This window comes from Sporolactobacillus mangiferae (genome assembly GCF_023336505.1).
Classification (GTDB): domain Bacteria; phylum Bacillota; class Bacilli; order Bacillales; family Sporolactobacillaceae; genus Sporolactobacillus; species Sporolactobacillus mangiferae.
On the sequence record NZ_JAMAST010000026.1, the window covers coordinates 1 to 26,434 of the forward strand.

General features: G+C 46.1%; 27 protein-coding genes and 2 riboswitches. Of the genes, 18 read left to right on the top strand and 9 right to left on the bottom strand.

Annotated features, from left to right (window positions below; genetic code table 11):
• Positions 1-224 precede the first annotated feature (224 nt).
• The 11 genes from M3N64_RS13255 to hemB all read left to right on the top strand — a co-directional run bounded on the left by M3N64_RS13255 (position 225) and on the right by hemB (position 11,687).
• Positions 225-986, top strand: a complete 762-nt coding sequence (locus M3N64_RS13255; protein ID WP_249103678.1) for an IclR family transcriptional regulator — start codon at positions 225-227, stop codon at positions 984-986.
• Positions 987-1,501: 515 nt separating this feature from the next.
• Positions 1,502-2,113 carry a bifunctional 2-keto-4-hydroxyglutarate aldolase/2-keto-3-deoxy-6-phosphogluconate aldolase gene (locus tag M3N64_RS13260; protein WP_249103682.1) on the top strand — a complete coding sequence of 204 codons (612 nt, stop codon included), beginning with the start codon at positions 1,502-1,504 and terminating at the stop codon, positions 2,111-2,113.
• A 693-nt stretch (positions 2,114-2,806) separates the two neighbouring features.
• Positions 2,807-2,915: riboswitch (SAM riboswitch) on the bottom strand.
• A gap of 260 nt (positions 2,916-3,175) precedes the next feature.
• A riboswitch (SAM riboswitch) is annotated at positions 3,176-3,293 on the top strand.
• Between the two features lie 80 nt (positions 3,294-3,373).
• Positions 3,374-4,993 (top strand): nitrite/sulfite reductase, encoded by a 1,620-nt coding sequence (locus tag M3N64_RS13265; protein WP_249103685.1) that lies wholly within the window; start codon positions 3,374-3,376, stop codon positions 4,991-4,993.
• A 23-nt stretch (positions 4,994-5,016) separates the two neighbouring features.
• Positions 5,017-5,235: a DUF3906 family protein gene (locus tag M3N64_RS13270; protein WP_249103687.1), complete on the top strand. Its 219-nt coding sequence runs from the start codon at positions 5,017-5,019 to the stop codon at positions 5,233-5,235.
• A 10-nt stretch (positions 5,236-5,245) separates the two neighbouring features.
• A complete protein-coding gene (gene cobA, locus M3N64_RS13275) occupies positions 5,246-6,019 on the top strand; it encodes a uroporphyrinogen-III C-methyltransferase (protein WP_249103690.1) in 774 nt (257 codons plus the stop codon).
• Entirely contained in the window at positions 6,019-6,768 is a 750-nt protein-coding gene (locus M3N64_RS13280) for a sirohydrochlorin chelatase (protein ID WP_249103695.1), read from the top strand. Before cobA ends, M3N64_RS13280 begins: the two co-directional genes overlap by 1 nt.
• Positions 6,743-7,351, top strand: a complete 609-nt coding sequence (locus M3N64_RS13285) for an NAD(P)-dependent oxidoreductase (protein ID WP_249103698.1) — start codon at positions 6,743-6,745, stop codon at positions 7,349-7,351. Before M3N64_RS13280 ends, M3N64_RS13285 begins: the two co-directional genes overlap by 26 nt.
• Positions 7,352-7,582: 231 nt before the next feature.
• Positions 7,583-8,941, top strand: a complete 1,359-nt coding sequence (gene hemA, locus M3N64_RS13290) for a glutamyl-tRNA reductase (RefSeq protein ID WP_249103700.1) — start codon at positions 7,583-7,585, stop codon at positions 8,939-8,941.
• A 32-nt stretch (positions 8,942-8,973) separates the two neighbouring features.
• Entirely contained in the window at positions 8,974-9,918 is a 945-nt protein-coding gene (gene hemC, locus M3N64_RS13295; RefSeq protein WP_249103703.1) for a hydroxymethylbilane synthase, read from the top strand.
• Entirely contained in the window at positions 9,899-10,711 is an 813-nt protein-coding gene (locus M3N64_RS13300; protein ID WP_249103705.1) for a uroporphyrinogen-III synthase, read from the top strand. The genes hemC and M3N64_RS13300 overlap by 20 nt, the downstream gene beginning before the upstream one ends.
• Positions 10,701-11,687, top strand: a complete 987-nt coding sequence (gene hemB / locus M3N64_RS13305; RefSeq protein ID WP_249103708.1) for a porphobilinogen synthase — start codon at positions 10,701-10,703, stop codon at positions 11,685-11,687. Before M3N64_RS13300 ends, hemB begins: the two co-directional genes overlap by 11 nt.
• A gap of 171 nt (positions 11,688-11,858) precedes the next feature.
• Here hemB and hemE read toward each other — a convergent pair whose 3' ends face one another.
• Positions 11,859-12,929 carry a uroporphyrinogen decarboxylase gene (hemE, locus tag M3N64_RS13310; protein WP_249103710.1) on the bottom strand — a complete coding sequence of 357 codons (1,071 nt, stop codon included), beginning with the start codon at positions 12,927-12,929 and terminating at the stop codon, positions 11,859-11,861.
• A 338-nt stretch (positions 12,930-13,267) separates the two neighbouring features.
• Here hemE and M3N64_RS13315 point away from each other — a divergent pair, with 338 nt between their 5' ends.
• The 4 genes from M3N64_RS13315 (at position 13,268) to M3N64_RS13330 (ending at position 18,377) form a co-directional block, all read left to right on the top strand.
• On the top strand, positions 13,268-14,512 hold the full coding sequence (locus tag M3N64_RS13315) for an L-lactate MFS transporter (protein ID WP_249103714.1): 1,245 nt from the start codon (positions 13,268-13,270) through the stop codon (positions 14,510-14,512).
• Between the two features lie 233 nt (positions 14,513-14,745).
• Complete coding sequence (locus M3N64_RS13320; RefSeq protein WP_249103717.1) at positions 14,746-16,407, top strand: sensor histidine kinase; 1,662 nt, start codon at positions 14,746-14,748, stop codon at positions 16,405-16,407.
• Complete coding sequence (locus tag M3N64_RS13325) at positions 16,404-17,153, top strand: LytR/AlgR family response regulator transcription factor (protein WP_249103720.1); 750 nt, start codon at positions 16,404-16,406, stop codon at positions 17,151-17,153. Before M3N64_RS13320 ends, M3N64_RS13325 begins: the two co-directional genes overlap by 4 nt.
• A 207-nt stretch (positions 17,154-17,360) precedes the next feature.
• Positions 17,361-18,377, top strand: coding sequence for an N-acetylmuramoyl-L-alanine amidase (locus M3N64_RS13330; protein WP_283163464.1), 1,017 nt, complete (start codon positions 17,361-17,363; stop codon positions 18,375-18,377).
• Between the two features lie 9 nt (positions 18,378-18,386).
• Here M3N64_RS13330 and M3N64_RS13340 read toward each other — a convergent pair whose 3' ends face one another.
• Positions 18,387-18,581 (bottom strand): hypothetical protein, encoded by a 195-nt coding sequence (locus M3N64_RS13340; protein ID WP_249103722.1) that lies wholly within the window; start codon positions 18,579-18,581, stop codon positions 18,387-18,389.
• A gap of 319 nt (positions 18,582-18,900) precedes the next feature.
• Here M3N64_RS13340 and M3N64_RS13345 point away from each other — a divergent pair, with 319 nt between their 5' ends.
• Positions 18,901-19,641, top strand: coding sequence for a YdcF family protein (locus M3N64_RS13345; RefSeq protein WP_249103725.1), 741 nt, complete (start codon positions 18,901-18,903; stop codon positions 19,639-19,641).
• Between the two features lie 148 nt (positions 19,642-19,789).
• Here M3N64_RS13345 and M3N64_RS13350 read toward each other — a convergent pair whose 3' ends face one another.
• The 7 genes from M3N64_RS13350 to M3N64_RS13380 form a co-directional block, all read right to left on the bottom strand.
• Positions 19,790-19,894, bottom strand: coding sequence for a YjcZ family sporulation protein (locus tag M3N64_RS13350; protein ID WP_249103729.1), 105 nt, complete (start codon positions 19,892-19,894; stop codon positions 19,790-19,792).
• Between the two features lie 180 nt (positions 19,895-20,074).
• Complete coding sequence (locus tag M3N64_RS13355; RefSeq protein WP_249103732.1) at positions 20,075-20,506, bottom strand: CBS domain-containing protein; 432 nt, start codon at positions 20,504-20,506, stop codon at positions 20,075-20,077.
• A gap of 98 nt (positions 20,507-20,604) precedes the next feature.
• Positions 20,605-21,402: an energy-coupling factor transporter transmembrane component T family protein gene (locus tag M3N64_RS13360; RefSeq protein ID WP_249103735.1), complete on the bottom strand. Its 798-nt coding sequence runs from the start codon at positions 21,400-21,402 to the stop codon at positions 20,605-20,607.
• A gap of 2 nt (positions 21,403-21,404) precedes the next feature.
• On the bottom strand, positions 21,405-22,262 hold the full coding sequence (locus tag M3N64_RS13365; RefSeq protein ID WP_249103738.1) for an energy-coupling factor transporter ATPase: 858 nt from the start codon (positions 22,260-22,262) through the stop codon (positions 21,405-21,407).
• A complete protein-coding gene (locus M3N64_RS13370; protein WP_249103744.1) occupies positions 22,249-23,109 on the bottom strand; it encodes an energy-coupling factor transporter ATPase in 861 nt (286 codons plus the stop codon). Before M3N64_RS13370 ends, M3N64_RS13365 begins: the two co-directional genes overlap by 14 nt.
• 101 nt (positions 23,110-23,210) lie before the next feature.
• Positions 23,211-23,789: an ECF transporter S component gene (locus M3N64_RS13375; protein ID WP_249103750.1), complete on the bottom strand. Its 579-nt coding sequence runs from the start codon at positions 23,787-23,789 to the stop codon at positions 23,211-23,213.
• A gap of 137 nt (positions 23,790-23,926) precedes the next feature.
• Positions 23,927-24,433, bottom strand: coding sequence for a GNAT family N-acetyltransferase (locus M3N64_RS13380; RefSeq protein ID WP_249103754.1), 507 nt, complete (start codon positions 24,431-24,433; stop codon positions 23,927-23,929).
• Positions 24,434-24,674: 241 nt separating this feature from the next.
• On the opposite strand from M3N64_RS13380, the gene M3N64_RS13385 reads away from it, so the two are divergent.
• Positions 24,675-24,944 (top strand): glutaredoxin family protein, encoded by a 270-nt coding sequence (locus M3N64_RS13385; RefSeq protein WP_249103759.1) that lies wholly within the window; start codon positions 24,675-24,677, stop codon positions 24,942-24,944.
• Between the two features lie 651 nt (positions 24,945-25,595).
• Complete coding sequence (locus tag M3N64_RS13390) at positions 25,596-26,255, top strand: VTT domain-containing protein (protein ID WP_249103764.1); 660 nt, start codon at positions 25,596-25,598, stop codon at positions 26,253-26,255.
• Positions 26,256-26,434: the final 179 nt, after the last annotated feature.

The window sequence follows — 26,434 nt, forward strand, 5'->3', positions numbered from 1 at the left end:
GGGAAAAGTCACCGTGAAAATTAAGATTTAACAGGAGATGCATCTGTTAGACAGGGCAATCACTACTGGTTATCATGATCATTTAAATCAGCGGGGTAAACGGCAAGCCATTCATTGCTTCATTGGCGATGCTGTTCTATAATAGATTTGATTTTAATCGGTTGAGAGGTCAAATGCCTGGCTGCTTACAGGCAATAGATTTCAAAACAGCGGATGGTGAAATAATGACAGAAAGCAAACCGTATGGGACGGTTATTTTACGTGCAAAGCAGATTCTTGATTTTTTAGAGCATGAGGATCAGCCGGTGAATCTGCAGACGATCTATACCTCTTTGAATACGAGCAAGTCCACGGTATTGAAGATATTAAATACACTGTGCCTGGTTGATTATGTAAGCCGGGATGAAGAGACGAAACGCTATACACTGGGAACTAAGCTGATTCGTTATGGTGAAGCAGCTAAGAAGTCCTTTAGCATTATCTCGGTTGCAGAACCCTATTTAATTGAACTGAATGACAAGATTGGGGAGACGGTTCACCTGGGGGCGTATAATCGTGAACGTATTATCTACATAAAGAAATTAAATGCGAAGAGTCGCATCATTTTGCGCTCGCAGGTCGGCCATTCAGTAGACTTGTATTGTTCGGCGATGGGGAAGGCATATTTAGCTGAACAAAGCGAGGAGTGGGTTCGCGCGTATCTAAGCCGCGTTCAGTTAGAAAAAAAGGCGAAGAACACGATCAGTAATCAGGAACACCTTCTTCAGGATCTGCTGCAGATCAGGGAAAAAGGATATGCGATCGATGATCAGGAAAATGAAGATGATATTTATTGCGTGGCGGTGACGCTGAAGCATGGGCGGACGGTTGAAGGAATGATCAGTATCAGTTCTCCAGTGTTTCGTTTATCTGAGGAGAAGAAAAACGGGATCGTTGTAGCATTGCAGCAGGTCAAACAGGCAATTGAACACAAATTAAATGATTGATGTCATGAAGTTTTCATATATCCTATAAAAAGATATACGATTTTAAGGAGTATAAGGATAGATAATAGATAAGTGCAATGCGGCCTCGCTTTTGCCAGTGGCTTGGCGAAGCCAGGTTTTCTGATTGAATTTTAGGTTAAGTGAAAGTCCGTGTTTTTACGAATGGGTCAAGGCGAATTGCGAGAGCATAGCCAAATTTTAAATAACGGCTGGTTTACGCTGGCTTAGGTCAAAGAGGGTGTCTCAAAAGTCTATTGACAATGGGACACCTTTTAAAATTACGTGCGTTTTGAGATTAGGCGCGAAGCTGTGAGACGCCAGTGGGACCCCGCAGATCCCAGCTTACCCGAGGCGGCTCGCGATGCGCCCGTGTCAAAGGCTTGGCAAAGCCAAATTTTCTAAGAGTGGAAGATAATGTTAGCGCTTTACAGAATTTGTGCACTGTCTTATAATATTAGCGTAGTTTATTAATAATAAATCAACAGTACAAATAAGAAATTAAGGCGGTGGTTTTTGTGCTACAGAAAGCAGAAGTTTTATCTTCACTTGAGAAAAACGGTATTGTGGCCGTATTGCGTGCAGAATCAGTTAATAAAGCGATTAATATTTCAGATGCATTGATTGAGGGCGGGGTCAAAAGTATTGAACTGACGTTTTCTGTTCCGGATGCTGATGTTGCCATAAAAAAGCTTGTTGCCAAATATCAAAACGATCCAGAAGTGGTTATTGGTGCAGGAACGGTTCTTGAAGCTTATTCGGCACATAAAGCGATCTTCTCTGGAGCTAAATTTATTGTTTCACCAACTTTTGATGAAGAAACGGCTGGATTGTGCAATCTCTATGAAGTTCCTTATATCCCCGGTTGCATGTCCGTGAATGAAATGAAAACAGCCATTAAGGCAGGGTCGGAAATTGTGAAGCTGTTCCCGAGTAATGTCGTTGGTCCTGCATTTATTAAGGATGTTAAAGCTCCGCTGCCGCAATTGGAGATTATGCCATCCGGAGGTATTAGTCTGGATAATCTGGAAGATTGGTACAAGGCAGGGTGCAGAGTAATTGGGGTAGGGGGCAGCCTGCTCAAACCGGCTACCGACTTTGACATAAAGCTCGGTTCGGAGAGCAGATGAGAACCAGCCGCCAAGAGGAATTAAGTTGCCGAAGATCAGACCGACAAGCAAAGCAATGATTGGTGCTTCGAGATTATATTGTGCGGCAAAGCTCCATGAACTGAACAGATTTACGGCAACGCTGACTGCAAAAAGGACCGTGAAACCAGCAATAAACTTGCCAATATGAATACGCTGCAATATTGCGGTGACAGAAAAAAGAATGAGAAAGGTCAGAAAGAGAAGAAGGATGCCGCTTAAATGCTCCGTAACGGCGTTGCCAAGGGCTGAAAAATTCGCCCATTTTGGGAGCTGTGCGGTCAAAACTGAAATCGATTGCCCGGCAGCTCGAAACAGCAGTCCGGCAACAACAAGGACGAGTCCAATCCAGACCGCGAGCCAATCTTCTTTACGGACCAGTTCAAGCCATCCGCTTTTTCTTATCGTGTTCGGATTTTTTTCAGACGTCAAATCAATAGACATATATGATACCCCCTATAAAAATAAATGGTACATCTGAAATGAAACCTCCAGTGATTGATGTGTGGTATTTTTAGTCGCACACATTAATTAAATTAAAACAAAACACATCTAAAAACTTGGTTACTAACAGACCGTTAAGCACTGTTCCATTTTGTCACCTCATTTCCTCAATTTTTTCTGTAAAAAAAGCCTCATTCTGAAAGAAGGGGGCTTTGGAACCGTGTTCGTCACTCCTTATCTCTCAGGGTACTCCTGTTGGATTTGGCACCTGTACTTTGCGTGATGCAAAGTGGTTGCCGGACTTCATCGGGCCAATTCCCTCCGCCTCTCTCGATAAGTGTTCATTAAATTGGCTATATCCTACCATGCAACTTGGAATAATGCAACCATTATTTGAAACTTTTTAATATGCGAAAAAATGTCTATGATTTTGCGCTGTATCCAAGCAATCAATCAAACAAGGGCTGGCCGAGCATCAAAGCGGGGCGCACAGCAAGCAAGTAGCCGCAGAGATGATGCATTTTTATCGACACTCTAAAAATATCCGATAAAAAACATATGAATTATTGACAATGAAAATTTTAGATACTAGAATGAAAAAAACTATCCAGAGTGATTGAGGGACTGGCCCGATGATATCCGACAACCTGTGAAAATGATGATGTAATAGCAAGGTGCTAATTCCAGCAAAATAGCAGACCATTTTGAAAGATAGGGAATACGCGAGCAAAACCCCTTCCTGCCGTTCATTATGGGAGGAGTTTTATATCTTAGACATGCATTAGGAGGGGAACGATTTTGAGCTATGTGAAAGTATGGGCGGATAATCAGCAGCTGAATAAGAATGAAAAGAATAAATTAAAAAAAGACGGGCTATCTGTCTTTGATGACATTCCTTACTATGCAAAAAACGGGTTTGAATCCATACCTAAGGATCAGTACATGTATTTCAAGTATGCAGGATTAACGGTCCAGAAACCGCAGGATAAAGGTTTGTTCATGCTGCGCGTGAAAGTGCCGACGGGCATTTTAAATCACAAACAGGCAGTCGTTCTTTCTGAAATCGGCCAATTATACGGACGAAACGTCCAGGATATTACGACCAGGCAATCCATTCAATATCACTGGATTCCGTTGGAAAAATTACCGGAAATTTTTGAACGTCTGAAAAAAGTGGATCTGACAACAAGCGAAGCGGAAGGCGATGCACCGCGAAATGTAGTCGGTAATCCCCTGGCTGGTATTGATCCAAATGAATTATTCGATACCCGGCCGGTGGTCGATGAGATTTACCGATTTTTTCAGGATAATCCAGACTTCTCAAATCTGCCGAGAAAATACAAAATATCAGTTAATGCCAATATATATAATGCCGGGCATGCGGAAATTAACGATCTTGCCTTTACGCCAGCGAGCAAAGTGATTGATGGCAAAAAAGTTCTCGGTTTTCATGTTCTGGTAGGTGGTGGTCTGGCGGCGAAACCTTACCTGGCCAAACAATTGAATGTTTTCGTTACCAAGAATCAAGTGAAAAAAGTTGCTGCTGCGGTGACGACGCTGTACAGAGATTTTGGGTACAGAAAAAGCAGGGCACGTGCGCGGCTGAAATATTTGATCGCTGACTGGGGCATTGAAAAATTTGAAGAAAGGGTATTGGAGCTGACCGGAACACTCCCGGCAGCAGGTAAAGACGAAACAATCGGCTGGAATGGCGGATTCTTTTTTGGCGTGCATCCGCAAAAGCAGAAGGGATTGAACTACGTGGGAATCAGTGTACCGGTCGGACGTATTCATTCCGATGATTTCTACAAGATCGCTGAACTTGCTGCACAATTTGGAAGCGGGGAACTCCGGACAGTTAATTCTCAGAATCTCATCATTCCCAATATCCCGGATCATTCTATTGATAAATTACTGAAAAATGATATTTTCAAGAAATTTCCGATCCATCCAACATTCTTTACGGGCTATGCGATGGCGTGCACGGGCAATGAATTTTGCAATCTGGCACTGACAAATACAAAGGATAAAATGCTTGAACTGGCAGAGAGGCTGGACAGAGAGGTGCAGCTGGATGTGCCTGTCAGGATTTATATGGTTGGGTGCACTAATTCCTGCGGCCAGCGTCATATCGCCGATATAGGTATCCAGGGATTAAAATTGAGGACTCCGGAAGGTCAACTGGTTGACGCGTATGAACTTTTCGTTGGCGGTCATCTGAATAACGGAGGGCATTTCAATGAGAGATTGAAAGGAAGAATTGAATCTTCCCTTCTGTCCGATGTTCTTAAAGATTTTCTGTTCTATTTCAAAAAGGAAAAGAAACAAGGCGAAACCTTCTATGCCTTTACAGAAAGAAAGGGAAAAGAAACGCTTCAGTCTCTGCTTGATACGATTATCAGTCACTATGAGCAATGATTGATTAGAACGGAGGATGCTTTTTGAATTTATATCGCCTAATAATTACTACGGATGAAGGAGAATTTTTTGCTGTTGCGGCAGCGGAAAATGAGGAACAGGCTTTTCAGATTGCGGACCGGGAAATTCAGCACAATATTTTAACCAAAACGAATATAAGAGATATCACAATAGTTGAAAAAAAGATCGTAAAAAAAGCAGGGGCGGGGTATCTGATTCAGCCTCGGAAAGCTTACGAATAAAGGTGATGGCATGGGAAAGGTGTATTTGATTGGCGCGGGGCCGGGAGCCCCCGACCTGATCACAGTCAAAGGCCTGCGGCTTCTTCGACGTGCGGATGTTGTCCTTTATGACAGATTGGTCAGCAAGGATCTGCTCAAGGAGGCGAGCCATGCAAAACTTATCTACTGTGGAAAGCGACCGCACATGCACGCCATGGATCAGGAGATGATCAATCATCTGCTGATCCGGTATGCTGGACTGCATGTAACAGTTGTTCGGCTCAAAGGGGGGGACCCGTTTCTATTCGGACGCGGCGGAGAAGAAGCGGCAGCACTTGCAAAGGAGCATCTTGACTTTGAAATTGTACCAGGGATTACGGCCGGAATGGCTGCGCCTGCATATGCCGGCATTCCGGTGACGCATCGAGATTATGCCAGCTCAGTTACATTTGTTACTGGCCACGGCAAAGCTGGTGACAGACACGAACCGGACTGGGCGCAACTCGCATCCGCAACGGATACACTGGCTATTTATATGGGAGTGGCCAATCTTCCGCATCTGGTCAGTGCATTGATCGCAGGCGGCAAAAGTCCGTCGACGCCGGCAGCAATTATTGAATGGGGCACGACCGAGAGGCAGCGAACCATAGCAGTGAATTTAAGTGATCTTTGTCAATCCGCTGAGCAGGCGCATATTAAAAGTCCGTCAATGATTGTTATTGGCGAAGTGGTCAGACTTCGGGCACAACTGCAATGGTTTGAAAAACTGGGAGAGCAGGAAATCAGTATCGGGGGGATCTATTGATGCTGGCTGTTCTGTATGTCAGTCATGGAACACGAGTAGCCGCAGGTGTCCGTCAGGCTAATGATTTTCTAACACAGTGTATGAAAAGGATTGCGGCACCGATCCAGCAAATTTGTTATCTGGAACGGGTCCAGCCTGACATTCAGAAAGGAATAGAGCTTTGCGTCAGGTACGGCGCGGATTGTGTGATGGTTCAGCCAGTACTCCTTTTATCTGCGGGACATGATAAACGGGATATTCCGCGCATCATCAAAGCAGCCAGAAAGGCCTATCCATCCGTACATTTCATCTATGGGCACCCGTTTGGCGTTGAAGAACAGATCATCGATGTATTAATGCAAAGAATGGATGATATGCGGGTTGATCAGACGCCCATTGAATCGGCTGTCGTTGTTGGCAGAGGTTCGAGTGACCCTGATACACCATGTGCTTTTTCAAAAATTGCATCCGGGTTACGGGAAAGAGGTGTCGCAGATATATCTGTCTGTTATATGGCGGCAATGGAGCCTGGGTTGAAAGAGGGCCTCGAACAGGCTGCACGGCAAGGCCATTCACGTATCTATGTTGTTCCGTATCTGCTTTTTCCGGGTATTCTTACGAAAGAGATTCAGCGAACCATAGAAGAAAGCATTCATCGGGATACTTTCATCCTGTGCAGGACGCTGGGCGACCATCCGCTTTTTATCTCTCTGCTAAAAAGGCGGGTTCAGGAGGCAATCGATCATGATCGATTATCCGCTCATTCTTAATCTTGAGCATCGGAACGTTCTTGTCGTCGGTGGCGGCCGTGTGGCAACCCGAAGAGTGCCTTCACTCATTGACTCGGGTGCCGAAATCACGGTCGTCAGTGAAGAAGCTTCAAAGCAGATTCAGGCGTGGGCCAAACAAGGATGTATTACCTGGGGAAAACGCAGGTGGGAAAGAAAAGATTCTGATGGTCCGTTTCTGATTATTGCTGCAACGGATGACGAACGCGTCAATGAAAAAATCGCTGCGTGCGCCCAGCCAAATCAACTGGTTTGCGTGTCCGGGCATGCACAATCCGGCAATGTCTCTGTTCCTGCTGTGATGCGACGCGGGCGGTTGACCGTTGCCGTGTCAACAGGCGGCGCAAGCCCATATTTTGCGGGACAGTTGCGCGACGCGATTGACAGAAATTTAGAGGGTGATTATGGCGCGTATATGGATTTCCTGTTTCTGGTGAGGCGCCAGGTCCTCAGTAAAAAAATGAGCAGAGCACAGAAGATGGCCTGCTTAAAGCAGGCTCTGAATCCAAAATATCTGGATCAGTCAGAGCAGCAGAAGTTCATGAACCATTTGACATATGCATGATCTGTCAATGTGTCTCGTACAACATTTGAATAGGGTTTTCCTTTTTCTGACGAAAATAAGCCGCAATTGTGAACAAAATGTGACAGCACAGTGATTAATGTCACTTTTTTGACGCAGATGCTTTGATTTTAAGTGGCTGATTTGTTACCGTTTAGAGGACAGATATCGGCAGGCACCTTCGAGTGGCTGCCTGCTCTGCCGTTTAAATGAAAGATCGGAGGATCATGTTTCATGCATATTCTGACAATCGGCGTCAATTATCGAAACACTCCGGTGGCGTTAAGAGAAAAACTGGCGATACAACCATCGAAATTAGAGCAGGCACTGACAGAATTAAGAGAGACAAAAAGTATTTTTGAAGACGTGATCCTGTCCACATGCAATCGTACAGAGCTCTATGTTGTATGCGATCAAATGCATACAGGCAGGTATTATAGCAAGAAGTTCTTTTCCGACTGGTTTCAAATGGATTCTGAAATACTGGCCTCATATCTTATGGTTAAAGAAGACGATGAAGCAGTGCGCCATCTTTTTCGTGTTGCTTGCGGACTCGATTCCATGGTACTTGGTGAAACACAAATCCTGGGTCAGCTGAAGGCAAGTTTTCTGACTGCGCAGCAGAGTGGAACAACCGGAACATTTTTTAACGAATTGTTTCAGGAAGCGTTAAATCTGGGCAAACGTGCGCAAGAAGAAACACAGATCAATGATCATCCCGTATCGATCAGTTATGCGGCAGTCAAGCGGATCCGTGATCAGTTCGGGCCGCTCGATCATCAATCCGTGCTGATGGTCGGGGCAGGGTCGATGAGCAAACTTGCGCTGCAGCACCTAACAGGGAGTGGCATCGGCACGGTAACGGTTGTCAACCGTACGAAAGAGAAGGCGGCACGCCTGGCAGAGAACTTCGGAGGCAGAGCAGATGATTTTCAAAACCTTGCGGCCTGCATTCAACAGAACGATGTCATTTTTGCGGCAACTTCGGCTCCTGATTATTTAATTACGAAAGACATGTTTTCATTGTCACGTTTAAGAAAAGATCAAAAGCAGATCGTTGTGGACATTGGTGTACCCCGCAATGTTGACCCGGCAGTCGCTCAGATTGATGGCATCTCTTTATTTGATATTGACGACTTGAGTCAGATTATTGATCATAACATGGAAGCACGCAGGCGTGCGGCACGGAAAGCTGAGCAGATGATCCTGCTACAGCAGACAAAGTTCAACGATTGGCTGCATACGCTCGGTGTTGTTCCGGTCATTGCGGCATTAAGAGCGAAAGCGTTGTCTATTCATTCGGAAACGATGAAGCGGATTGAGCACAAACTTCCCGGATTGACTGAAAAAGAGCGTGCCGTGATCAGCAAGCAGTCGAAAAGCATGATTAACCAGCTGCTCCGCGATCCAATCAATAATATAAAAGAGCTGGCTTGCTGCGAACATGGAAAGCACGCCATTGATCACTTTGCCGAAATTTTTAATATTGCTGATCGTGTTGCGCATACGGAAGAGCCTGTGCGTGAATCGGAGCTGTCTGTTAATGAAAAATCTGATCAAACATTGATGAAGTCGCCCGTACATATCGGATAGATATAAGTGCAGGCGAGAAAAGAGGATGGACATTGAGAGTCATTCGGGTTGGATCAAGAAAAAGCAAACTCGCTTTAGTGCAGAGTGGTCTTGTTATTGATCAATTGTCACGTCATTTCGACCAATTTTCCTTTATCGTCCGGCACATTGTGACTAAAGGAGACCGCATACAAAATGTCGCGCTGGCCAAGGTTGGCGGGAAAGGACTTTTTGTCAAGGAAATTGAACGTTCTTTACTCAATGGGACGATCGATTTCGCTGTGCACAGTATGAAAGATATGCCGGCCGAACTGCCTCCGGGGCTGGAGATTGCTACAGTTCCGGTACGCGAGGACCCGCATGATCTATTGATTTCCCGGGAGGGCGGCACTTTAAAAACACTCCCGACCGGAGCTGTTATCGGCACAAGCAGTCTGCGCCGTGCCGCACAAATCCTGCATGAACGTCCTGACCTTTCTGTTCGTCCTTTGCGCGGAAACGTGGATACACGTCTGGAGCGCCTTGATGCCGGGGATTTTGACGCGATTATTCTGGCGTCCGCCGGGTTGAAACGGTTGGGCATTGAGGCGGCGGGAGAACTGCTGGACTTCGCAACCATGCTGCCTGCGGTCGGGCAGGGCGCACTTGCGATTGAGTGTCGTTCTTCCGATCTGGAACTGAAGCGACTTCTGCTTGCGATCAAGCATGAACCAACTTCAGTTGCAACTCGCGCGGAACGTGCTTTTCTGAAGCGCCTGAATGGAAGCTGTCAGGTTCCGATTGCCGCATTCAGCAGAATTTCTGAGGATGGAACCATAGACATTGATGGTCTTGTCGCATCCATAGATGGGAAGACGGTTCTGCGTACGCACCAGTCCGGCGATCAGCCGGAACTGCTGGGCATCAGAGCTGCAGACGCTTTGCTGGCACAGGGGGCAGGCAATATTCTGACTTCACTTGGGACGGGTCGTGACACGGATGACCAGCAAGACGATTGATCACGCGTTAAAGGGACGGTGGGTCCTCGTCACGCGTGCGGTGCATCAGTCAGCATCAATCTGTGAACGCATCTATGCTCATGATGGGACGCCGGTCTGTATCCCGCTCAGCAGCTACCGCGCACTGCCACGTGCTGCAGAGGAGAACCAATGCTGGCTTGAATCTGTTCGCCAGGCAGACTGGATGATTTTCACAAGTCAGAACGGCCTTCATTTTTTTATGAATGCTTTAGGTGGGTGTGAATGTCTGCAAAGCGTGAACGTGGCAGCCGTCGGCAGAAAAACAGCGGAAAGTCTGCAGGCCTATGGGATCAACGCAGATTTTATCCCTCCTGACTATTCCGTTCAGGGGCTGGTGCAGGCTTTTCGGTCCGGTAGGCTTGAGGCCGGCAAGGTTGCGGTTCCGCTCGGGACACTGTCGAACCGAAGCTGGCTTGCTGAACTTGAGCGCCTTGGTATCCAAGTCTCGAGTTGTGTCATTTATCAAACGTGCGCAGACAGTCGCAGTCGAAAATCGCTTGAACGCGTTCTTCAATCCGGCTGCTTATCGGCAATCACGTTTGCCAGCCCGTCTTCTGTTCGTTTTTTTACCGATCTGCTCGATGAACGGCAATGGCGTGACGCTCTAAATCAATGCGTGCTGGCGGCAATCGGTCCAACCACTGCCCGGGCATTAAAAAAAATGGGCTACCCGCCAGATGCCGTTCCCGGACAGTTCACTGCCGTTGACATGATTGACGCGCTGGCGGATTATTATTCCAAAAAAGAAGGAAGTCTTAAGAATGAACGGTAAGCTTGAGTTTGATCGACATCGCCGTCTGAGACGGACGGATGCCATCCGAAACATGGTTCGGGAAACATTCATACAGCCGACTGATTTTATCTATCCTATTTTTGTAACTGAAGAAGGAAAGAATATAAGGACAGAAATTGCTTCGATGCCCAATGTATTCCAATACTCGATTGATCGTCTTGACGAGGAATTGAAGGAAGTCACCGAACTTGGTATTCCATCGGTTATTTTTTTTGGAATTCCTAAAGAAAAGGATGCGGTCGGTTCAGGTGCTTATGATGATCAAGGCATTGTCCAGCAGGCCATTCGTCTGACTAAAGAAAAGTATCCTGAGCTTGTGGTCATTGCAGATACATGCATGTGTGAGTATACAGATCACGGGCATTGCGGCATTATTCATGACGGTGATGTGGATAATGATGAGAGCCTTGTTTATTTGGCGAAAACGGCTGTTTCTCAGGCAAGAGCTGGTGCGGATATCATTGCACCGTCAAATATGATGGATGGCTTTGTCGCTGCGATCCGCCAGGCACTTGATGAATCCGGCTTCTCGCAGATTCCGATTATGTCTTACGCAGTCAAATACGCATCGGCATTTTTTGGACCATTCCGTGATGCTGCGGAAAGCGCACCAAAGTTTGGCAATCGAAAAACCTATCAGATGGATCCGGCGAATCGTCGTGAAGCCATCCGCGAGGCGGAATCAGATGTTCAGGAAGGAGCGGATTTTATCATTGTCAAACCGGCGCTTCCTTATCTTGATGTGCTGCGTGATGTTCGAAATCATGTGAATCTTCCGCTGGTAGCCTATAACGTAAGTGGAGAATATGCCATGGTCAAAGCGGCGGCACAGAATGGATGGATTAATGAGAAAGCGATCGTTCTCGAATCGCTGACCGCCATGAAACGTGCTGGTGCCGATCTGATTATTACGTATCACGCGAAAGACGCGATTCGCTGGCTCCGCGAAGAATAAGTTGTTTTGATCAAAAAGCTATAGAAATAAAAGGGGATCTCAAAGGTCATTTATGCCGATGAGGTCCTCTTTTAATTGACAGGCAATCACACCTGATTTCATTCACGGACTGCCGGATTTATACGTCCTTCAAAATGAAGCAGAGAATCAGTCATAAAAGAATGGCGGAGATCAACTCTGCCCTGTTTGAAATCTTCTTGCTTCGGGCTTGTTTTGGCTTGTATAGGTATGCACAAAATCGGCTAATGCCCGCAGCGTCTTCTCCTTCACTTCCGGGAAAACACCATGTCCCAGATTAAATATGTAGCCAGGCCGATCTTGAAACTGATCCAGCAAAGTCTGCGCCCTTGCTCTCAGTAAGTTCTGAGGGGCGAGAAGAAGTGCGGGATCAAGGTTTCCCTGCACTGCTTTGGTAATGCCCAGTCTGCGGAGGTCATTTGCAGAGGTACGCCAGTCAAAGGACAGGACGTCAACAGGCAGTTTATTCCACTCTGTTAAAAGGTGTCCCGCTCCAGTCGCAAAGTAAAGAGTTACCGCTTCAGTTTCTTTCAACTTGCTGAAAATCCGGTTCATTGCCGGTGCAATGGACTTGCGATAATCTTCCTCACTGACTGCGCCAACCCATGAATCAAAGAGCTGTACGGCCTGTGCCCCGGCGTGAATCTGCGCGAGCAGATAGTCTAAGGTCATGGCTGAAAGATCGTCCATAAGGGCCGCCCAATCTTCCGGATGCGCATACATAAATGCTTTTGTCTGATGGTAATTTTTTGACGGACCGCCTTCGATCAAATAACTGGCAAGCGTAAACGGTGCCCCGGCAAAACCGATCAGCGGTACATCGAGCTGGCTGTGAAGCAGATCAACGGTTTCCAGAACATAGGGCAGATCCTGAGATGGATCGAGCGGTTTCCAGTGCGCAACATCCGCGCCGGAGCGAATGGGGCGGTCAAATACCGGCCCCACCCCTTCGACTATCTCAACCTTGAGACCGCGTGCTTTCAACGGCGTCATAATATCTGCAAACAAGATTGCGGCGTCAACGCCAAGCTTCTCGACCGGGAGCCGTGTTACCTGGGCACAGACTTCTGGATGCCTGCTGATCTCAAAGAAAGAATAGTGTTCGCGGATTGAGCGGTATTCAGCCTGATAACGGCCTGCCTGTCTCATAAACCAGACAGGTGTATATGGAACGTGCTCGCTGCGGCACGCTTTTAGAAATACGTCATTAAACAGTGGACTCATCCTTTCCGCCATTTTATTGCCTATTCATGACTGAGCATGCAATGATTAAAGTCACTTATTCTATTTTACGTGATCGCGCGCTGGATTTCATCTTTAATACCGGCGAAATGCGCAGGCCCTTTATGAATGTGACATTGTTGTCTGTTTTTTAATAAATAGCAGGGAGTTAAAAGTGCTATGAATTTAAAGTTACCCAATATGCAGTTCAGGAGCTGATCGCGTCAATTCATGCTGAAAACGCTTACCATATTAAGGCATGCATTTATAATAATCACGAGAAGGGGCCGAAAAGAGCTTCAAAAGATGCCCCTTGGCACAAAAAGAAAGGGGACATAAAAATGAAGGTGAATAAGCGTACAAAATTGCATTCTACCCCCCTGCAAGTCCTTATTGGAACAATTATTGCAATGATTGCCTTAGGCACGATCTATACATGGAGCTTGTTCAATCAGCCGCTCGCAGATCTGTATGGTTGGCGTGTCCGTGCGGTCGCAACGACTTTTTCCATTATGAGCTTCGCCCTGTCTTTTTCAACGTTACTTGCCAGCAGTATTCAGAAAAAAATAGGGATTCGCAGTCTCTTGATTCTTACCGGCGTCGGCATGGGTGGCGGACTGATCATCAGTTCCTTTGCCTCTTCACTCTGGATGCTTTATATATTCGCCGGAATTCTGGTTGGTGCTTCGAACGGAATCGCTTATATGACTACTTTGTCAAACGCAATTCAAAGCTTTCCTGAAAAAAAGGGACTGATTTCAGGAATCGCAGTCGGCGCATACGGTACTGGAAGCCTGCTGTTTAAGTATATTCTCGGTTTTTTAATGACGCACACTGGAGTCATGCAGACGTTTCTTTACTGGGGCATGATGATCATGCTGCTGATGTTGGTTGGTGCGCTTCTGATAAGAGAAGCGCAGGTTGAAGCAGGCGAACCACGGGCATTTACGCGAAAGACGAACCGTGATTACGAGCTGAAGGAAATGTTGCACACCAAAGAGGCTTATCTTTTGTTCTTCATTCTGTTTACGGCGTGTATGAGCGGCCTTTATCTGATCGGCAGTGTGGCAAATATTGGTGTCGGTCTGGCTGGACTTGATTTGGCAACCGCTGCCAATGCAGTCGCGATGGTCGCTATTTTCAATACAATCGGACGTATTGTGCTCGGCATGATCTCGGATCACTTCAACCGACTGAAAGTGATTGCCGTCTCGCTTCTCATGACTGCGGTCGCCGCTCTTGTGCTCAGTCACGTTCAATTAACCTTCCTGCTTTATTTTCTCTGTGTCTCCAGTGTCGCTTTCTGTTTCGGCGGGAACATAACTATTTTTCCAACGGTTGTTGCAGAGTATTTTGGATTGAAAAATCAGAGCCGCAATTACGGAATCATCTATCAGGGGTTTGGCATTGGCGGCTTGAGCATTTCATTTATATCGGGCGCTTTGGGTGGATTTGGACCAACGTTTCGTTTTATCGCTGTGCTCTGCATTGTGGCTTCAATCATCGCCCTGCTGCTGCATGTGCCGGGAACGAAACACGTACCGCTGTTTTCCGCACATCGGGTGCGGGAGCGTGAGAGCCATTAATCCGGCAGGATCATGCATTGATTCATCCACATAGCGGGATGATCCTTTAACATAGTCTGAAAAAGGATGGGTGCAGAAATTCTGGCACCCATCTTTGCCTTGCTGCTGATAAAATCTGCTACACTTAAATAAAACTGACCATTGTTTTTCTGTTGAAACTACACTTTAAATGTGACGGAGACTTCGCTTGCAGTCTGACGAAGCCGATGTATTTACTGGAGGAGCGGCAGGTCATGACCTCATTTGTTACGATGTTTTTTCAATTGTTTGAACGTGCGGCATTGCTGATCGTTTTTCTGTTTCTATTGACTCGTTTTCCTCGTTTTAAAGAAATTCTTCAACGAGAAAAGCATTCAAAGTCAGAATTAATGATTTTAACAGCAATCTTCTGTTTTTTTGCTGTCCTCAGCACCTATTCAGGTATTCACGTAGAAGGTTCACTTGTGAATGTGCGTATTGCGACCATTATCTCAAGCGGTATTCTTTTCGGACCTGCTGTCGGCATCATCACAGGGGTGGTTTCTGGGCTGCATCGTTACCTGATTGACATTGGCGGTGTTACAGCTCTTCCATGTTTTCTGACCAGTTCACTTGCCGGGCTGGTCGCTGCGTGGATTCATCATCGAATCCGAAAATCGTCCCGCTGGATTTATGGCATCGGCGGTGGCGTGCTTTGTGAACTGCTTACGATGCTCCTGATTCTGCTCCTGTCAGGATCTCCTGCACGTGGCTGGGCGATCGTCTCACAAATTGCTCTGCCCATGATTCTTGGTGAAGTTAATATTGGCTTTATCGTACTGTTAGTGATGAGCGTCGAAGGGGAGAAAGAACGAATCGCGGCCATGCAGGCCAAGCTTTCGCTTGACATTGCCAATAAAACGCTGCCATATTTCCGCTCCGTAACTAAAGACTCTCTGGAAAAGATTTGCGGCATTATAAAAAATGAAATCGATGCGGACGCAGTTGCAATGACGAACACTAAAAATGTGCTTGCCTACGTTGGTTTTGGTGAGGAACGCTATACGGTCGGAAAAGAAATCGTCAGCGATCTGACGAAACGGGTGATCAGGGATGGGAAGATCACTTTTTCCAACCATTCATCAGAACATCATCTGCCGCAAATTCAGTCGGTACTGATCATTCCTCTAAAAGAAAAAGATGAGGTCACGGGTACCCTTAAGGTTTATTATCGTAAAGCGACAAAAATGACGTATTCTCAGCAGACGCTTGCCATTGGACTCTCTCAGATGATTTCAACATTAATGGAGATATCACGGCTCGAACAGATTAAAGAAGCAGCAGGCAGAGCAGAACTTCAGGCATTGCAATCCAAAATTAATCCGCATTTTCTGTTCAATGCGCTTAACACGATCGCATCGCTGATTCGGAGAGACCCGGCACGTGCACGTGAACTGATCATTCACTTATCTGGATATATGCGTGCCAATATTGAGCGCGCAGATGAATTTATGAGCATGGATGAAGCCATTCAGCAAGTGAAGGACTATGTTGCCATTGAGCAGGCACGTTTCGGCAAAAGATTGAATGTTGTGTACGACATTGACCGTGTTTCATTGAAAATTCCCAGTCTCCTGATTCAGCCGCTTGTCGAAAATGCGATTAAGCACGGGGCACTTAAGACAAGAAGAGAGGGGAAAGTCATACTTGGAATTAAGGATAAAGGCGGTCATGTGCGTATCACCATTCGTGACAACGGTCCCGGAATTGATCAGAAAATGATTGATCAATTGTATCGGAATCAAGTACCCGCAAAAAAAATCGGCCTGCTTAATGTACATCAGCGTGTAAAACTGATTTATGGAAACGGGCTGGTTATTCGCCGGCTGTCACCGGGCACGGATGTTTCTTTTGATATTAAGAAGGTGGATCTATGAAAGCAATTATCGTTGAAGATGAGCGGTTCGCACGCGAAGAACTTGCCTATTTAATCCAGGAACACAGTTCTATTGAAATTACTCATTGCTTTGAGGACGGACTCGATGTTTTGAAATTTCTGCAGGAGAATGAGACGGATGCTGTTTTTCTGGATATCAACATTCCATCGCTGGACGGCATGCTGCTGGCGGGAAGCATCAGTAAGTTCAGGCGTAAGCCGTATATTATCTTTACGACTGCCTATAAAGAACATGCAGCCAAGGCATTTGAACTCGAGGCATTTGATTATATTCTAAAACCTTATGATGAAAAAAGAATCGCTACAGTACTTGCCAGACTGGAACATGCATTTCAGGAGCGGCAGCCAGCAGTTATTCGGGACGATGCAGTTTTTACAGACAGATCGACCCGGCCATACCGGATCAACTTAAGAAAAGCCGAAAAGATTGTGGTTAAGCACGTGAATAACATTTATTACGCGGAGGCGCGGGAAAAAAATACACTTGTCTACACAGACGATGATGTGTATACCATGCCGATGAGTTTATCTGAATTTGCAGCCATGCTGCCTGATCTGCTCTTTTTCCGCTGCCATCGGTCCTATATCGTCAATTTATCAAAGATACGTGAAATTGTGCCATGGTTCAATCAGACTTATCTTGTTCGGCTGCATGATTTGAAAGCTGAAGTGCCGGTCAGTCGCAGTAATCTCAGAGCATTCCGTAAACGGATGCATTTGGAGTGAGGAAGAAGTGCGGTAAATTTCTCACCATTTTACGTGTGTGCGCTAGCTGCAGAGAATCGCGTTCAGACGGCCAGCGTTGTTCCCATCAATACGTTTTCACCAGGAGAAGCCACCGGGTATACATGCCTTTTTCTATATATTAAGCAAAGCGTCTTTTCCAAATAAGACGGACAAACATAAAAATATAGAAAAAGGAGTCGTAAGTGAATGGCAGAATACAGTATTCACGCAGGACATAATGCCTTTGTACCCGGTGCTCACGGATATATTAAGGAAGAGGTTGTTAATCGTCAGATTAAAGAGGCAGCGATTAAGTACCTGCGCCTAGCAGGACAGACGGTCTATGATGATACAGACGATGCCGGGAAGACGCAGAATGAGAATCTTGCGGCAATTGTCCGAAAGATAAATGCGCACAGCGGGCTGACACTGGCCGTGTCTGTTCATTTGAACGCCGGCAGGGGGAGCGGTATTGAAGTTTATCAGTATGACAGCAAGACGAACGCCGTTGCGGCACGGGTACTTAAAAATATCTGCTCCGTGACCGGATTGCCTGATCGCGGTGTCAAACGAAATCAATCTTTGTATGTATTAAGAAACACTGTCCCACCGGCCATTCTGATTGAATGCGGTTTTGTTGATACGAAAAAAGATGCAGCGATCATTGCCGGGAAATCTGATTCAGTCGGAAAAGCGATTGCGGAAGGGATACTCGGATCTCCGGTGAAGACGGTTGGTACGACAAAGTCTGCCGAATCGAAAAAAAGTGCATCTGCACGTACAAATACGCTGCTTCAGCGCGGTGATCAGGGAACAGCTGTCAGGCGTCTTCAGCAGCAGTTGATCCAGGCCGGATATAATGTTGGCAGTGCAGGCGCGGACGGCGTTTTCGGTCCGGCGACAGAAGTGGCTGTTCGTGCACTGCAGAAACGGAATGGGCTTATTGATGACGGAATCTTTGGCCCTGCAACGAAACAAGCTTTGTCCCATAGCGCGAAGAAAAAAGAAGGAGCTACCGCATCAGCTATCGTGCCTTATCCCGGAATGCTTATTAAGCGCGGAAGCCGTGGTCAGGATGTTGCGCGTATTCAACGTGCACTTTCACTAACGGCTGACGGTATCTTTGGACCGAAAACCGAGACAGCGGTCCGGTCTTATCAAAAGCGGCACGGATTAACCGTTGATGGCATTGTCGGACCGAAGACATGGAATACACTTTTTTGAGAAGGGTTCTCAGACATTACTGTCGATTTGCGGTTTCCTGAAAAACGGAAAGCGCACGGGCGCCAGCGGAACGTTCCTGCTGATCAGGTGCCAGCGTGATCCCGCAGATTCCAGTTTGCCTGAGGAAGCCCGCGGTGCGCCAGTGGCAAGCGAGCAGCTGAAGCGCCGATTCGTGCGGAAGTAAGGACCTGTTTTTCTAAACACAACGGCTTACCCCTCATTGCAGGGGCAGTCGTTTTTTTGTGGTTAAATTTTTTGCTCGAATGTGCCCCATCCGTTTCTTGAACATGTGCGTCTTTTATATGACGGCGCATTCGTCAGAGGCCTCTTTGATGTGACTGAGAGATGTGCACAGGCAACGGGGGTTGCCGTGCATCGGGGCAATGGTTGCTTGCTTCAGTCCTATCTTTGATCTGTAAAAAAAAGCATGTCCGGGTTTTCTTTGCTATAATTTGAAAAGTGAATGACTGATCGGCAACATCAGCCAGGCCAGAAAAATAGATGTTTGAACGGAGCGAAAATTGTGGAATATGTCATAAAATTTGTGTATGGATTTTTATTGCCACCCGGATTGTTTGTCATACTGCTTGTCGTGATCTGTTCTCTTTTATTTCGAAAGAAAAATCTTCTTGTTTTTCTGCTTGGCAGCGTTGCGCTCAGTATGTATGTCGCCTTTATACCACTAACGGGAATTCTGCTTGTGCACCCTTTAGAGTATCGTTATGAGCCGCCTGCTGACCCCAGAGGGGATGTGATTGTTATGCTTGGTGGGGGTGCTACGCTTGGGACGCCGGACATGAACGGAAGCGGGCAGCTGTCCGGGAACGCAGCCAATCGTCTGCTTACTGTTTTTCGTCTTTACAGGCAAACTCATCTGCCCATTATCTTATCCGGAGGGAAAGTGTATCCGGACAGCGGTGTCGAAGCAGATATCGGCAGACGTCAGCTCATTGCCCTTGGTGTACCACGTGAGAAGATTCTGACTGAAAATAAAAGTATTACGACTAAGACCAATGCAGTAAATACGAAGAAGCTGCTTACTGCCCATCGTTACCGCCATCCGATTTTGGTAACCTCAGCCTTTCACATGCCGCGTGCCGTTCGACTGTTTCGCCAGCTGAATATTCAGGTGACGCCTTATCCGACTGATTATCTGACAAGCAGAAAAACGGTGATTTATCCCGGACAGTTTGTGCCGTCAAACGGGGGAATCACGTTTACCGCATTAAAAGAGTATGTCGGTATGCTTGCTTCTTACTTTTAATGATTTCTGATTCGAAAATAAATCGTACCTTGTGCTCGGGTGGCTGTTACCTATTTGCAGGATGGCAATATCAAAAAAGGTGTCCCACAGCCTGATGACTTTTGAGACACCCGATCCTTTTGAGAGCTTAGCTCTCCATAACATTAAATCAGTAACAGAATGCCGCGCCGACAATGATCAGCAGAATGAACAGAACAACAAGCAGTGCAAACCCATTTCCATAGTTGATATTTCCACTAGTCGGACATCCCATGATAACACCACCTCATCAATCAGATACTGCATTATACGTTATCTGGGTGATGATGGATCGGGCGAACGTACAAAAGAAGGAAAAAGCTGAAAAAGATGCCTCGCAGTTAGAAACACTGTAGAGGCATCTTCTGTGACTTAGATGGCAGGATATAAAAGCACAACAACTTAAAACGGATGATCAGCGACCGCCGGGTTCGGATATACCGGCAAGTGCTTTCTCTGCTTCGTGATCAAATTGTTCTTCTGTTGCCAGATCCGCAAGTGCAACCATCCCGACAACCTGACCATTTTCGACAACCGGTAATCGGCGTATCTGGTGCTCAGCCATCATTTTTGCTGCTTCCTGGACATTCATATCCGGTGATCCGGATATGAGCGCGTGATTGCTCATACATTCACGTACCGTCATTTGATTGCTTTCTTTACCCACCGCTGCGGAGCGGAGTGTAATATCGCGATCTGTGATGATTCCTTCAAAACGACCGTTTTCGGTCACTGGGATGCATCCGATGTTGTGTTTGCGCATTAAATCTGCTGCAGCTTGTACGGGTTCATCTGGCGTGCAGCAAATGACATTGCTGGACATAATATCTTTTAAAGTCTGTCCCATGTTCTGCCACCTCCCTTCCATTTTAATTTGCCCGCTGTTTTCGCGGTTCATGTGAGGAAGGGAATGGCAAGTTGCTTGACGCAAAAAATAAGCATCATTCAGATGAAGTTGAAGATGATGGTTAAAAAAAACAACGCTGTAAAAACCAGAAAAGCAGCAATGTCCCGTCCTGCAAAGTGCAGCGTGTTCATTTTCGTGCGTCCTTTTCCTCCATGGTAGCACCGGCACTCGATTGCATTGGCCAGCTCAAATGCTCTTCGAAAAGCCGACATGAACAGTGGAATCAGAACAGGAAAATAAGATTTAATGCGCCTGATTGGCGAACCCTGATCAAAGAATGCGCCACGCGATTTCTGTGCGTCGACAATCTGTTCAAATTCATCGGACAATGAAGGAAGAAAGCGCAAGGTGATGGTCAGTGTCATGGAGAGTTCACTGACGGGCACGCGCAGGTGTGCAAGTGGTGAAAGCAATTGTTCCAGACCGGCTGCCAGCGCGTTCAGAGATGTTGTATACGTGATCAGAGAGCATCCGACGATCAGCACGGTCAGCCGTACGAATAAAGTGAACCCGGTAAATAAACCTTGCTTTGTTATGTGAAGAAAAGCAAAGTGCAGCACAGAATCACCAGGAACGTAAAAAATATTGATCAAAGCCGTAAAAACGATAACCGGGATCATCGGCCGAACGGCTCTGAACACTTTCCCTGCAGAAAGCCGAGCGAAAAAAATAAATAAAAAGAGCAAGATGATCAGGAAACAAAGACTGACCGTACTTTTTGCAAGAAACACTTGGATGATGAAGAAGAAGGTTAATAAAATTTTTGTCCTCGGATCGAGACGATGCATGATCGCATGTCCGGGCAGAAATTGACCGACAGTCAGATCACGTGCCATAATTAACCTCCTTCTCTGAACAGTTTCAGAATTTCCCGTTCTGCGGCTTCTAGCGTGATTGCGTCCGTTCGTACAGGCAATCCTCTTTCTTTTAATTTTATCAGTACTCTGGTGATTTGCGGGACGTCAAGTCCGCACTGTTTCAGAATGTCTGCTTCCGAAAAGACTGAAGCCGTTGTCCCGGACAGAACCATTCTGCCTTCATGGAGCACAATCACTCGCTGCGCATGTTCTGCGATATCATCCATGTTGTGTGTGACAAGAATGATGGCAGCACCGCTTTTGATTCTGAACTGCTCCAATTGTTGAAGAATAAGTGCGCGGCCGTCAAAATCGAGACCGGCAGTTGGTTCATCCAGAACAAGTACGCTGGGCCTCATGGCGAGCACACCGGCAATGGCAACGCGGCGCATTTCTCCCCCTGACAGACGAAATGGATTGCGCTCCAGATAGGAAGCATCCAGGCCGACAAAAGCTAAAGCCTCCTGCACACGCTGCTTGACCTCTTGCTCGTTGAGTCCCATATTTTTTGGGCCAAACGCAATATCTTTACCGACGGTATCTTCAAATAGCTGCGTTTCCGGATACTGAAAGACAAGACCGATCTGAAAACGAACGGAACGTCGGTCCTTCATTTGTGACCAGAGATCCTTGCCGTGAATGAATACCTGTCCTGAATCCGGGCGAAGCAGCCCGTTCAGATGACGAATCAAAGTTGATTTTCCTGAACCAGTATGCCCGACAATGGCCAGAAAATCACCCGGATCCACGGAAAATGAAATATTGTTTAATGCCTGTTTTTCAAATGAGGTGCCCACCCCATAAGCATAGTGTACATGCTTTAACTCAATGATTGCCATGGTGTGCCTCCAGCATTGCAATGATCGCATCGGCACACTTATCCGCGGTCATTGTATTTGCGGGCAGGTCGATTCCATGGCGCTGCAGCCGTTTTGTTAATAAAGTAATCGGTGGTATGCCCAAATTCAATTGATGAAGCAGTTCAAATTGAGAAAAAATGCTTTCGGGAGGATCATCCATGACGATCCTGCCACGGTCCATGACAAGAATCCGTTGCGCCTGGGCGGCCTCTTCCAGATGGTGGGTGATCAGGACAATGGTGATACCGAATGTGGTATTTAATCGGTGAATGGTGCGAAGGACACTTGCACGCCCGCTCGGATCAAGCATCGATGTCGGTTCATCCATAATGATGCATTGTGGTCTCATAGCAAGCACGCCAGCGATAGCGATGCGCTGTTTTTGGCCGCCAGACAGTTTGAAGGGTGTATGCAGCCGGTACGCACTCATGTCCACGGCGTTAAGTGCCCAGTCCACACGCTGGTGAATTTCTTCAGGAGGAAGCCCAAGATTTTCCGGTGCAAAGGCAACGTCTTCTTCAATTATTGTTGAGATCAACTGATTATCCGGATTCTGAAAGATCATACCGACGGTTTGCCGAATCTGAAGTTTGTTCTGCTCTTCGCGAGTATCCATGCCGTTGATTTGTACCTTTCCATCAGATGGAACGAGCAGCGCATTAAAATGTTTGGCAAGCGTTGATTTTCCGCTTCCGTTTGCGCCCAGTATGGCAACAAACTCTCCTTTTTCAATCGACAGATTGATATCAGAGAGCAGCCATTGATTGTCTGACTGGTTGCGCAGATATTGAAAATATACTTTGCTCATGTCAATTAGAACACTCATAGTCAATGATTCCTTCTTAATGGATGTATTCGTTCATGAGTGAAAAGAATAAAAAACGTTCGGGCGATTTATCGACCCGAACATTATCATACATGGTTTACTCAGATTTTGGAAATTCCTTTATTTGAATCAAATACAGATAAACCTTTCTTTAACGGAAAATAGAGTACGGAAACGATGATCATGGTTGACACAGCGTTAATTGCAGTTGCAGGGAGGCTAGTGAACGCGCCAGCTACAGCCGTTCCTAATGCACTTCCGCCAAGCAGTAAAAGAATGAGACCGTGCAGAAATTCGAGTACAATTTTTGATATGCCTGCAACCACAGCAAGTATGAAGATGTTCAGCGGTCGATCCGAATGTCCCAGTAAATGGAAGACCAGAGTGACTATCCCTGCAACAAGAAAAGCCAGAAGAACAGTCACAGGTGCTGTCGACGCGTAGCCGCTGAGCAGGTCGAATAAACCGAGTCCAATGGCACCTGCAAGACCGCCTCGGAACCCGCCAAGCAGCAGAACGGCGAGAACAAGCAATGAATTTCCGAAATGGATGAATGGCGCGCCCACAGCTGCCGGAAGTGGAATTCTCAATGCTGAAATCCCCAGATAGGTGACAGCCGCAAACAAAGCGACAAGAACGATGTCGCGCACACCAAATGATGATTTTTTTGTTTGACCCATGTTTGGATGCTCCTTATAAAATGAATAATTTTTGATGATTTCATGCTTAAAACCCACCGACTTACGGGGGATTATGAACGATTTTACTCCTGGGCTTTAGGACTGTCAACGACATATGTTAAATTTTTGTTAAGCTTTTAATGGAATTCGGAAGCATTGAGACGATACGCATGCCCAAATGATGTTTGGGCGTCTTTCCTGAATCCGCAATGCTCAAATGCTTTCCGGGACGCAGTGTTCTCATCATAAATTTCCTGGACATATACTTCATGCATGCCCATTGTGAATGCACGTTCGGCGAGTGAGCGGATGACCTGGGTTCCAATTCCGTTTCCGCGGAATGCAGGATTTCCAATTACGATGGGCAAGTCGCGCGGGCATAAGGTGACATCGCCAATTGGGACAAAGGAATCTTTGTTTGCATACTCGATATAGTAAAGTTCTCCGTGTTGTTCCAGATAATGGTACATGCGACTCAGCCGAGCTTCGTCATATGCGAGTGGACTGGCTCTGCTGATCATGCGGAGCATAGTTTCGTCCTGATACCAGCCAAGCGCCTCCGGAATGATCGTGCGAAATTTAGTTAGCCGGAGATTGGTTGAGACACTCAGTATGTCCGGCTGCTTTTCTTGAAACAGATCCATAATCAGTCCCCTGGTCCCTTTTGTTTATTTGATGATTGGTCGACTCATCATTCAGCATTCGTAAAGATATGAAGTATTTTGTTCATGAATGGACAGCCTGTGCTGAAGAACAACTTGATTTTCTGACAGTGCTTTTTATAGTAAAGCATACCTCAATCCATGGTAAAAAACGAGATTTATATGCAGAACAGATGACAGTCTGTCTGCTTATTGGTTAAAATAACAGAAAGGAGTGAGCATAGTGGCTGAAAAAAAAGTATTGATGATCACAAAAACGGTATGTCCATACTGCGATCGGGCGAAAATGGTGCTGAATCATGCGCTCGAAGGGAAATATAATGACCAGATTGAACTTTTCGTGCGTGAAGATGATGAAGGACGTTTTAATCAGTTAAAAGAAAAATATCAATTTTTGACCGTGCCGACCTTTGTCGATAGAGCGACCGGAAAAGTTCTAAGCGATTCGAAAGAAGAAACGATTACGGCTTTTCTTAAAGAAGCCATTGGCTGAAAAAAAGAGCTGGCAGAGAATAAAAAAAGGTTTCAACATCATGAAAATGACGTTTGAGATCTTTTTTAATTACTAAAAAGAATGAGGAATTCATCAAAGCGGGGCAGGGTACCGCCTACGGAGCATTCCGGTTGATTGCAGGCCAATGGAGAACCACGCAGATTTCGACCTGCCCGCGGCAAGCGAGCAGCTGAAGCGCCGATTCAGTACTGTAAAGACGCGAACCCGGTTAGATCACAGATTAAAAGGAACTTCCACTAATGCAAGGGAACTTTCAATAATTATAAAGGAACTTTCGCTAAGTGCGCATGCGTCCTGTATCAACGCGAAAGCCATCACGTCCTGTGAAAGTACGTCCTGTGCACAACGTGGAAGCCACCGCATCGTGCGGAAGTAAGGACCGGGCTGTGCCCGTTTTTTTAATTGAGATAAATTGTATTTCATTTTGTATGCTTGCATGATGCGAAGATCCAGTTGACAACGAATCTTATTAAGAAAATGTTAATTGATTTTTGATACATAATTAACAAGAGATCATACAAATTGACTTTTCGAATGGCTAGAAATTCGGTACGATAGAAAAGTACACGATTTTCCAGTGACAGAAAGTGACACAGGGTTTTTCACGATATAATTTAAGGAGACGTGGGGATGAGTACTGTATCTTGGTTTATCGATGTCTTTCTCCATATTGATCAGTTTCTGACGCAAATTGTAAATCAATATGGCGCATGGACATACGCACTTTTGTTTGCTGTTATCTTTATTGAAACCGGTCTGGTTATTTGTCCGTTTCTTCCGGGGGACTCACTTCTTTTTGCGGCGGGGGCGATTGCGGCACACAATGCTTCGGAATTAAATATCTGGCTGCTTTTGCTTCTTGTTGCGATCGCAGCTGTTGCAGGAGATACGGTCAATTATTGGATCGGACGTGAGATCGGTGCTTCTCTTGAACATCATCATCGTTTTAAACGGTTAATTAATAAGGAGAAGATGGCGAAGGCCGAGAAGTTCTTTAACAAATATGGCGGTTTCGCTGTTCTTCTCGGGCGATTTGCTCCGTTTATCCGCACATTCATTCCTTTTATTGCAGGCGGAAGCCGTATGCATTATCCGTTCTTTCTTTTCTACAATATTCTCGGCGGTGTTATTTGGACATTGGCAGGGTTGATGGCCGGTTTTTACTTTGGACAAATTCCATTTGTTAAAGCGCATTTTTCATTGCTGATGCTGTTGATTGTCTTTGTTTCGCTCATTCCGATTCTGCTTGTATGGGTAAAAAATCTTTTTAAAGGACAGCGTTTCAGCTAATCTGCAGAGATCAGCATAGCGGATGCTTTCATGTATTCAGAAAAACCGGGCATTTTTTTGCCCGGTTTTCTTATACCTATAAGAATATGAAAAATAACAAAATTTTTAAAGATTATAAGTGCGGTGGTACTTTTGCCAGAGTCCCGGCGAAGCTTTCCGGGTTAGACAGCGATTACAAG

Bases quoted from the DNA above. Each gene is read 5' to 3' on its own strand.
- M3N64_RS13285 (WP_249103698.1), top strand. From the start codon at position 6,743: ATGATCGATTATCCGCTCATTCTTAATCTTGAGCATCGGAACGTTCTT.
- M3N64_RS13255 (WP_249103678.1), top strand. From the start codon at position 225: ATGACAGAAAGCAAACCGTATGGGACGGTTATTTTACGTGCAAAGCAG.
- M3N64_RS13365 (WP_249103738.1), bottom strand. From the start codon at position 22,262: ATGGCAATCATTGAGTTAAAGCATGTACACTATGCTTATGGGGTGGGC.
- M3N64_RS13375 (WP_249103750.1), bottom strand. From the start codon at position 23,789: ATGGGTCAAACAAAAAAATCATCATTTGGTGTGCGCGACATCGTTCTT.
- M3N64_RS13315 (WP_249103714.1), top strand. From the start codon at position 13,268: ATGAAGGTGAATAAGCGTACAAAATTGCATTCTACCCCCCTGCAAGTC.
- hemE (WP_249103710.1), bottom strand. From the start codon at position 12,929: ATGAGTCCACTGTTTAATGACGTATTTCTAAAAGCGTGCCGCAGCGAG.
- hemB (WP_249103708.1), top strand. From the start codon at position 10,701: ATGAACGGTAAGCTTGAGTTTGATCGACATCGCCGTCTGAGACGGACG.
- M3N64_RS13330 (WP_283163464.1), top strand. From the start codon at position 17,361: ATGGCAGAATACAGTATTCACGCAGGACATAATGCCTTTGTACCCGGT.
- M3N64_RS13370 (WP_249103744.1), bottom strand. From the start codon at position 23,109: ATGAGTGTTCTAATTGACATGAGCAAAGTATATTTTCAATATCTGCGC.
- M3N64_RS13320 (WP_249103717.1), top strand. From the start codon at position 14,746: ATGACCTCATTTGTTACGATGTTTTTTCAATTGTTTGAACGTGCGGCA.
- hemA (WP_249103700.1), top strand. From the start codon at position 7,583: ATGCATATTCTGACAATCGGCGTCAATTATCGAAACACTCCGGTGGCG.
- cobA (WP_249103690.1), top strand. From the start codon at position 5,246: ATGGGAAAGGTGTATTTGATTGGCGCGGGGCCGGGAGCCCCCGACCTG.
- M3N64_RS13350 (WP_249103729.1), bottom strand. From the start codon at position 19,894: ATGGGATGTCCGACTAGTGGAAATATCAACTATGGAAATGGGTTTGCA.
- M3N64_RS13300 (WP_249103705.1), top strand. From the start codon at position 9,899: ATGACCAGCAAGACGATTGATCACGCGTTAAAGGGACGGTGGGTCCTC.
- M3N64_RS13380 (WP_249103754.1), bottom strand. From the start codon at position 24,433: ATGGATCTGTTTCAAGAAAAGCAGCCGGACATACTGAGTGTCTCAACC.
- M3N64_RS13360 (WP_249103735.1), bottom strand. From the start codon at position 21,402: ATGGCACGTGATCTGACTGTCGGTCAATTTCTGCCCGGACATGCGATC.
- M3N64_RS13280 (WP_249103695.1), top strand. From the start codon at position 6,019: ATGCTGGCTGTTCTGTATGTCAGTCATGGAACACGAGTAGCCGCAGGT.
- M3N64_RS13325 (WP_249103720.1), top strand. From the start codon at position 16,404: ATGAAAGCAATTATCGTTGAAGATGAGCGGTTCGCACGCGAAGAACTT.
- M3N64_RS13355 (WP_249103732.1), bottom strand. From the start codon at position 20,506: ATGGGACAGACTTTAAAAGATATTATGTCCAGCAATGTCATTTGCTGC.
- M3N64_RS13390 (WP_249103764.1), top strand. From the start codon at position 25,596: ATGAGTACTGTATCTTGGTTTATCGATGTCTTTCTCCATATTGATCAG.